Source organism: Pseudomonas sp. UV AK001 (assembly GCF_046097675.1).
GTDB classification, from domain to species: Bacteria; Pseudomonadota; Gammaproteobacteria; order Pseudomonadales; family Pseudomonadaceae; genus Aquipseudomonas; species Aquipseudomonas kribbensis.
Map to the genome: position 1 here is coordinate 278,055 of NZ_JBJUVZ010000009.1, position 8,136 is coordinate 286,190.

Annotated in this window: 6 protein-coding genes; 5 read left to right on the plus strand and 1 reads right to left on the minus strand. The window is 59.0% G+C overall.

Going from position 1 to position 8,136, the window contains the following annotated elements; all coding sequences use genetic code 11:
- The first annotated feature begins 9 nt into the window (after positions 1-9).
- Positions 10-477, plus strand: coding sequence for an SRPBCC family protein (locus ACKLNA_RS23480; protein WP_169428301.1), 468 nt, complete (start codon positions 10-12; stop codon positions 475-477).
- Between the two features lie 58 nt (positions 478-535).
- Here the strand turns inward: ACKLNA_RS23480 and ACKLNA_RS23485 are convergent, their stop codons facing one another.
- Positions 536-2,416, minus strand: a complete 1,881-nt coding sequence (locus ACKLNA_RS23485) for a methyl-accepting chemotaxis protein (protein ID WP_085712595.1) — start codon at positions 2,414-2,416, stop codon at positions 536-538.
- Between the two features lie 311 nt (positions 2,417-2,727).
- Here ACKLNA_RS23485 and ACKLNA_RS23490 point away from each other — a divergent pair, with 311 nt between their 5' ends.
- The 4 genes from ACKLNA_RS23490 (at position 2,728) to ACKLNA_RS23505 (ending at position 8,085) form a co-directional block, all read left to right on the plus strand.
- On the plus strand, positions 2,728-3,228 hold the full coding sequence (locus ACKLNA_RS23490; RefSeq protein WP_408987246.1) for a sigma-70 family RNA polymerase sigma factor: 501 nt from the start codon (positions 2,728-2,730) through the stop codon (positions 3,226-3,228).
- The gene (locus tag ACKLNA_RS23495) at positions 3,228-4,241 is read left to right on the plus strand and encodes a FecR domain-containing protein (RefSeq protein ID WP_408987247.1); all 1,014 of its coding nucleotides are present in this window, start codon (positions 3,228-3,230) and stop codon (positions 4,239-4,241) included. Before ACKLNA_RS23490 ends, ACKLNA_RS23495 begins: the two co-directional genes overlap by 1 nt.
- An 87-nt stretch (positions 4,242-4,328) precedes the next feature.
- Positions 4,329-6,830, plus strand: coding sequence for a TonB-dependent siderophore receptor (locus ACKLNA_RS23500; RefSeq protein WP_408987248.1), 2,502 nt, complete (start codon positions 4,329-4,331; stop codon positions 6,828-6,830).
- A gap of 76 nt (positions 6,831-6,906) precedes the next feature.
- On the plus strand, positions 6,907-8,085 hold the full coding sequence (locus ACKLNA_RS23505) for a PepSY-associated TM helix domain-containing protein (RefSeq protein WP_408987249.1): 1,179 nt from the start codon (positions 6,907-6,909) through the stop codon (positions 8,083-8,085).
- Positions 8,086-8,136 lie beyond the last annotated feature (51 nt).

An 8,136-nucleotide genomic window follows, 5' to 3' on the forward strand; every position in this document is an offset into this window, starting at 1 on the left:
AGCAACATCATGAGCAATCTACAACCCGACACCCTGATCAAGAACCCTCACGGCTGCCACGTCGTATCTTCGGTGGAAGTGCCGGTGGACGCCAGACAGGTGTGGGCGGTGGTCGGCCAATTCGACGGCTTCGATCGTTTCATTCCGGCGCTGTCGCACATCGAAATGACCGGCGAAGGCGTGTCTTCGCTGCGCAAGAAATTCTTCAAGGATGGCAACGTGGTGGTCGAGCAACTCAACTCCCGGGACGACCAGGCGCTGAGCATGACCTGGACCACGATCTACAACACCCTGGGCGTGGCCAACCTGTGGGCGGCGATGAATGTGGAATCGCTGGGCGCGGGCAAGTCGCGGGCGACCTGGACGATCATTGCCGAGCCGGCTTCCGGCGGCCCCGAGGCGCTGCCGGGGTTCAAGGACTTCGTCCAGGGGTTTGCCGATGATGCGATGGGCAATGTGCTGAAGCTGTTTGTGTAAGGCATGAAAAAGCCCGCTGCGGATCACTCCGCAGCGGGCTTTTTTTTATCGCAAGCGATCAGATCTTGAAGCTGTCGACCAGTTGTTTCAAACGGTTGGCCTGCTGTGACAACGCATCGCAATCCTTCAACGTTTCATTGAGGTTGGCCACGCTCTGCTGGTTCAGCAGGTTGATCTGGTTGACGTCGACGTTGAGGGTTTCCACCACGGCGGTCTGCTCTTCGGTAGCCGCGGCCACCGACTGGTTCATGCCGTCGATTTCGCCGATACGCTGGGTCACGCTGACCAGACGCAAACCCGCCTGGTTCGCCACTTCAACGCTCTCTTCGCTGGACGCCTGACTGGCGTTCATGGTGGTCACCGCTTCACGGGAACCGACCTGCAGCGAGGTGATCATCTTGTGGATTTCTTCCGCCGACTCTTGGGTGCGGTGAGCGAGGTTGCGCACCTCGTCCGCCACCACCGCAAAACCACGTCCTGCTTCACCGGCACGGGCCGCTTCGATGGCCGCGTTGAGCGCCAGCAGGTTGGTCTGCTGGGAGATGCCTTTGATCACATCGAGAATGTGGCCGATGTTGTCGGTGCTCGCATTCAGGGTTTCGATCTGGGTGCACGACAGGCTGATCTTCTGCGACAGCTCGGTCATCGCCTGAATCGTCTGCTCGACCACCTGACGACCGTCATCGGCCTGCTCGCTCGCGCCGCTGGCGTGTTGCGAAGCGTCGGCGGCGTTGCGGGCGATTTCCTGAGTGGCGGCGCCCAGTTGATTGATCGCGGCAGCCACGCTGTTGGTGCGTGCGCTTTGCTCGTCGGAGCCAATGATCGAGGCGTTGGACGATGCCATCACCCGTTGCGACAGGTCGTGTACGTGGCGAGTCGCCGAAGACACTTCGGAAATGGACGCGTGAATCCGTTCCACGAACTGGTTGAACGAACTGCCCAGCTCACCGAACTCATCCTTGCTTTCCACTACCAGACGACGGGTCAGGTCACCTTCGCCCTGGGCGATGTCCTGCATCGCGCGGCCCATGGTGATCAGCGGACGCATCAGCACGGTGATCAACAGGCTCAGGAATACTGCAATCGCACCCACTGCGACGAACATCGCGATCAGTGCCGAAGTACGGAATTGGCTGAGTGCAGCGTAGGCCTTATCGCGATCGATCGACAAACCGATGTACCACTCGGCATTCGGCAGACCGGTGACCGGGGTGAACGACAGGATGCGTTCCTGGCCGTTGAGCACCACGTTCTGGTTGCCCTTCTGGATGCGCACATCGGCGTTCGGGTAGATGTCCTTGAGGTTCTTCATCACCTGGTCTTTGTCCGGGCTGACGATCACCTGACCGTCACCGCTGACCAGGAATGCGTGGCCCAGGCCACCGAAATCCACCGAGTTGATGATCTTCACCAGGGTTTCCAGGCTCAGGTCACCGCCCACCACACCAAGCAGCTCGCCGTTCTTTTTCACCGGCATGGCGATGGTCACCACCAGACCGCCAACGGCGGCCATGTATGGCGGAGTCAGCATGGTCTGGTCAGCGGCCACGGCCTGCTTGTACCACGGGCGCTGACGCGGGTCGTAGCCGTCCGGCATCTTCGCGTCAGGGCGCTGGGTGAACACGCCATTAGCCTGGCCGACGTAGGTGAACTGGAAGTTCGAGGTGAAGGCCGGTTGATCGACCAGCCCCGGGAAATCGGCGTTCTTGCCCTGATGAGCGACGTTCTGCGCGAGGTTTTCCAGCACCAGAATCCGCCCGCTCATCCAGTTCTGCACACTGCTGGCGGTCAGGTCGCCGGCCTGCTGGACGGAGGACTGCAGGTTCTGGCGAATGGTGTTTCGCTGCAGATAGTCGTTGTACAAAGTGAACAGCGCGAACGCCAGGACCACGACGCCCGAGGCGGCCAACAGGATTTTATGGCTGAACTTGAGATTCATTTCATGGGACTTCTTATGCCAAAAGTGGGGATGCGTTCCGGATGCAACATTCCATGTACAGCGCAGGCAGCGTTCTGATGGCTGCTCTACTTTGGTGCACGCATGTCTCACCAGTCTGTCGGCACGACTCGGAGAAAACTTAGCGTTTTGTAGGAAATGGACGGCATTTCTGCCAGCTTCCCGCCGAACGGCGTGCCAGAGCGCTCGCCTGTCATTTTTTGATGACTGTTTTGCAGCGCAGGTTGCAAATTCTGTAACCCTTGATGACAATGCGACTAATTATCATTTGTGACGTTCGGGCTGTCGCGTTCATGTCCTCACCTGAGTTTGCAGTACAGGCGCTTTACAGTCGTCATCACGGCTGGCTCAACAGCTGGTTGCGCGCGCGACTGGGCAATGCGGCCGATGCGGCGGATCTGGCGCAGGACACTTTCGTGCGCCTGCTGCAACGCACCGAACGTCTCGAACTCAAGGCACCCCGCGCGTTTCTGCGCACCATAGCTCGCGGTCTGGTCATCGACCATTGGCGTCGCGAAGAAATCGAACGCGCGTATCTCGAAACCATCGCCCATTTGCCCGAAGCCGAGACACCCAGCGCTGAAGCCCGCGCGCTGGTGATTGAGCTGCTGGAAAGCATCGCCCGCATGCTTGAAGGACTGAAGCCCAAAGTGCGTCAGGCATTTCTGCTGGCGCAGTGCGAAGGTTTGACTCACAAGCAGATCGCCGAGCAGATGGGCCTGTCCTTGCGCTCGGTGGAACGCTACGTCGCCGATGCGCTGTATCACTGCTACGTGCTGCGGTACGAAAGCTGATGCCGGTGGATAACCTGTCAATCGCCCGCAGCGCCGAGCCACAACAGAAAGTGGTCAAACAGGCGATCCATTGGCTGCTGCGCCTGCGCAATAACCACGGTAATCCGCGCCTGAACCACCAATGCGAACAGTGGCGCGCCGAACACCACGATCACGAACTGGCCTGGCAGCGGGTGCAGTCGTTGCAAAGTGAGCTGACCCAAAATCTGCGCGCCGTTCCGGGTGCGCAAGTGGCATTCAACACACTGGAAAACAGTGCGCAGAGCCTGGGTCGCCGTCAGGCGTTGAAGCTGCTGTCCGGCGCGTTGTTGATGGGCTCCGCCGCGTGGCTGGCCAAAGACACGTCAGCCTGGCAGCAGTGGAACGCCGATTACGCTACCGCCACCGGCGAGCGCCGCGGATTCCAGTTGCCCGACGGTACGCGGATCGAACTGAACACGGCCAGCGCCGTGGACCTCGATTACACGGCGCAACAGCGACTGATCAAACTGACTCGGGGCGAGATCATCGTGACCTGCGGCGGGGTCGATGAAGGTTCGTCAAATGATCGACCGCTGCGGGTACAAAGCCGTCATGGCATTTTTGAGCCCTTCAGCGCGCGGTTCATCCTGCGTCAGGAAGCCGATTGCACGCGCATGAGCGTCACCAGTGGCAGGGTCGCGATTCATTCTCCACGGTCTGGTGATGGCGCTTCCACCGAGGTGCTTGCCGGTCAGAGTTACTTGATCGACCACCATCAGGCACGCCCCGCTCCGCCACTGGATATGGATGCCGGCGCCTGGATCGACGGACTTATCGTGACGCGCAACATGCGCCTGGGTGACTTCCTCAAAGAGGTTGGTCGCTATCGTCCTGGCTTCTTGGGTTGCGCTCCACAAGTCGCCGATCTGCGTTTGTCCGGCGTGTTCCGCCTCGATGACACCGACAAATTGCTGGCGATCCTGCCGCAGACGCTGCCGGTGCAATTGCGCTATCGCACCCGCTGGTGGGTAACACTGGAACGAGCCGTCTGAATTTTTTTGGCGGGTTTTCGTGGCAAGTCCGGCTTAGTCAGTAAGCACTTCCAAATCAGCCTTCGCGACTTCCTACGGAAACCTACAATGACTGCGCGCGTTACCTGTAAGAACCCTCTGAATTTCACTGCCGAACCGGGACTTCTGCGCCACGCCATTCAGGCCGCGTTGTTCTCCACGGCACTGGGCGTCGGCCTGCTGCCGAACCTGAGCGTCGCGGCGAGCGGCAGTGAGGTCAGCAGCCACCGCTACAACATCGCCGCCGGGCCATTGGGCGAGGCGCTGAATCAGTTTGCGCGCAAGGCCGGCATTACCCTGTCGATGACCCCGCAGCAGACTCAAGGCCAACAATCACCCGGCGTGCAAGGCGAGTATTCGACCGATCAGGCGTTGAGTCATCTGCTCGGCGGCTCGGGTCTGGAGGCGGTCAGCCAGGACGGCAGCAGCTACGTTTTGCGCTCCATCGCGGAATCCGAAGCACTGGCCCTGCCAACCACCGATATCAAAGGTTTCGCCCTCGGCAACGCGCTGGGCAGCATGGACGGCTATAACGCGACGCACAGTCAGATCGCCACCAAAACCAGTACCGCGCTGCTGGAAACTTCGCAAAGCGTGTCCGTGGTCACTCGTGAGCAAATGGACGACCAGGGCTCGCAAACCGTGTCCCAGGCCATGCGCTACACCCCCGGTGTGCTGACCAATCCCTATGGCGCCACGCACCGTTACGACTATGTGGCGATGCGCGGCTTCAACGATGGCTCGGTAGATAACATCTACCTCGACGGCCTCAAGTCCATGGGCGACAGCGGCACCTACAGCACGATGCAGGTCGATCCGTATTTCCTCGAGCGCGTGGATATCCTGAAGGGCCCGTCGTCGGTGTTGTACGGCCGCAGTTCGCCGGGCGGGCTGGTGGCGTTGACCAGCAAGAAACCGTTGTACGAGGCCTATCACCAGGTTCAAGCCACCGTTGGCACTCAGGGCCAGCGTGGTGTCGGTTTTGACTTCAGCGGTCCGGTCGATGACGACAAGCGCATCGCCTATCGTCTGATCGGTTTGACGGATCAGTCCGACACGCAATTCGACCACAACAAAGAAAAACGCTTCGCCCTCGCCCCGACGGTCAGCATCGACTTCAACGAAGATACCTCGCTGACCCTGCAGGCCTATCTGCAGCATGACCCGGATGGCGGCTATCACGGTGGCTTGCCGGCTGACGGCACGATTCATCAGCGCAACGGCAATCGCATTTCGCCGCATTTCTTCGAAGGCGAACCGGGAGTCGATGGTTATTCCCGCGATCAGCAGTCGTTCGGCTATCAATTCGAACATCGCTTCAACGACGTCTTCACCGCGCGGCAGAATTTCCGTTACCTCGACTCCAAAGTGAACATGGATCAGGTGTACGCCTATGGCTGGACATCGCCGACCAGCAACGAGCTGAATCGCTACTACACCGGCGGTGACGAACGCCTGCATGCGTTCATCGTCGACAACATGCTCCAGGCCGAATTCTTCACCGGTGCGACCAAGCACACGGTGCTGATGGGGGCGGATTACCAGCGGCGTAAAACCGTGGTCGACTGGACCAGCGGCGGTCTGGCACCGATCAATGCGTTCAATCCGGTGTACGGGAATGCCGCCATCGATATGTACGGTGAGACCAGTTACCTGCGTCGTCTGGAGCAGACCGGGGTTTACCTGCAAGACCTGATTGAAATGGACAAATGGCGTTTCTCCCTCGGTTTGCGTCAGGACTGGGTAGAGACGTCCGAGGAAAACCGGATTGCCGAGGCGGGCCGCCCGGTCGGCACCGAGATCAGCGACAAGCGCACCAAACTGACGGGCCGTGTCGGGGCGCTATATCTGTTCGATAACGGCCTGGCGCCGTACATCAGCTACTCGGAGTCGTTCAACCCGAACTCCTATGCCGACAGTGCCGGTAATCCACTGGCCCCGACGGATGGCACGCAGTGGGAAGCGGGTCTGAAGTACCAGCCACCCGGCACCGACAATCTGTTCACGGCCTCGTTGTTCCGCATCGATCAGGAAAACCTCGCGACCAAATTGCCGCAGGAAAACTTCTACCGTGCTGTAGGCGCTGTCCGCTCCCAGGGTCTGGAACTGGAAGCGCATATGCAGCTCACCGACAATCTGAAAGTTCTTGGTAGCTACACCTTTACCGATATCGAGTACTCGAAGTCGATGGTCAGCACCCTGAGCACCCCGACAAACGTGATCGAGAACAAAGGCAACTCACCAACCCAGGCGCCGCGGCACATGGCTTCGCTATGGGCGGACTACAAGTTCGACAGTGCGGCGCTTGATGGCCTGCGATTGGGCGGCGGTGTGCGTTACGTAGGCTATAGCTGGGCGGATGCAGAGAACACCATGAAGGTGCCGTCCTACACGTTGTTCGACGCGTCGATCGGTTATGACCTGGGCAAGGTTGGTTTGAAGGGCGTCGATGTACGCCTGAATGCCAACAACCTGACCAACGAATCCTACGTGGCTTCCTGCGCAAGTCTGAACTTTTGCTACATGGGCGAAGAGCGCAACGTCGCTGCCACGGTCAGCTACCAGTTCTAAGCCTTTGTCTTGTGCATAAAAAAGCCAGTCCCTGAGGTTCAGGGACTGGCTTTGTCGTATTCGTGGGGAAATTTTCATGCGTTCGTTTCTGGTTTTACTGCACCGGTATATCGGGTTGGCCACGGCTGTGTTTCTGCTGCTGGCGGGAATCACGGGGAGCATTCTCGCGTTCAACCATGAGATGGATGAGTGGCTGAACCCAAGGTTTTACGCGGCGGCGGCTGAGGGGCAGCGTCTACCGCCAGGTGAGCTGGTCGATGCGGTGCAATCTGCACATCCGAAGCTGCAGGTCTGGTACATGGAGTATCCGAATGAGGCTGGCCACACAGCCTTGCTGGCGGCAGTTCCACGTAATGATCCGGCGACGGGCAAACCGTTCGATGAGCGTAATCAGGTGTTCTATCTGGACCCGGTCAATGGCGAGCAAAAAGGCCAGCGCTATTGGGGCGAGTGCTGTTTTCAGCGAGAGAACTTCATTCCTTTCATTCTTGAGTTTCACTACAACCTGACGCTGCCCGGGAACTCGGGTTTGCTGTTGATGGGATTGGTGGCCATTGCCTGGGTGATCGATTGCTTCATCGCTCTCTGGCTGACGTTACCGCGAGGCAAACCCTTTTGGAGGAAGTGGTGGAGCGCCTGGAAGATCAAGGGCGGGCATGCCTATCGGCTCAACTTCGATCTGCATCGGGCGGGGGGCTTGTGGCTATGGTTGTTATTGCTGCCGATAGCCGTAAGCAGCGTCGCCATGAACTTGCCGAGCCAGGTCTTCAAACCGGTGGTGTCACTGTTTTCTCCGATTGAGCCGAGCGTATATGAGGCCCGAGGTCGAATGCCTGCCGATAAGTTGGGGACCACCCGCTTGAGTTATCAACAGGCCTACGAAAGGGCCCAGCAGGAGGGAAAAAGGTTGGGGCTTACAGCAGCTATCGGGGAGTTGTATTACAGCTTTGAGTACAACTTCTACGGTGCAGGATTTGGACAGCATGACACCGAGGCCCACGGCAAATCCTGGTTGTTTTTCCACGGTACCGACGGACGATTACTGGGGCAGGAGATTGCAGGAGAAGGGACGTTGGGAGAGCGGTTTTATAGGTTGCAGCTGCCGATACACGGGGGACGGATCATAGGCTTTACCGGGCAAGTGATGATCGCGGTATTGGGTGTTCTGATTGCGGGGTTATCCGGGACTGGCGTCTATATCTGGTGGCGTAAATGGCAGGCTCGTCGAAGCAGCAAGGCACGCAGAGCGGTTTGAAGATGGGCTTTTGCAGGCTCTGAAACGACAAAACCCCAACTGCTTTCGCAG

Excerpts from the sequence above, each read along its gene's own strand:
- ACKLNA_RS23490 (WP_408987246.1), top strand. The coding sequence starts at position 2,728 with ATGTCCTCACCTGAGTTTGCAGTACAGGCGCTTTACAGTCGTCATCAC.
- ACKLNA_RS23495 (WP_408987247.1), top strand. The coding sequence starts at position 3,228 with ATGCCGGTGGATAACCTGTCAATCGCCCGCAGCGCCGAGCCACAACAG.
- ACKLNA_RS23480 (WP_169428301.1), top strand. The coding sequence starts at position 10 with ATGAGCAATCTACAACCCGACACCCTGATCAAGAACCCTCACGGCTGC.
- ACKLNA_RS23485 (WP_085712595.1), bottom strand. The coding sequence starts at position 2,416 with ATGAATCTCAAGTTCAGCCATAAAATCCTGTTGGCCGCCTCGGGCGTC.
- ACKLNA_RS23505 (WP_408987249.1), top strand. The coding sequence starts at position 6,907 with ATGCGTTCGTTTCTGGTTTTACTGCACCGGTATATCGGGTTGGCCACG.
- ACKLNA_RS23500 (WP_408987248.1), top strand. The coding sequence starts at position 4,329 with ATGACTGCGCGCGTTACCTGTAAGAACCCTCTGAATTTCACTGCCGAA.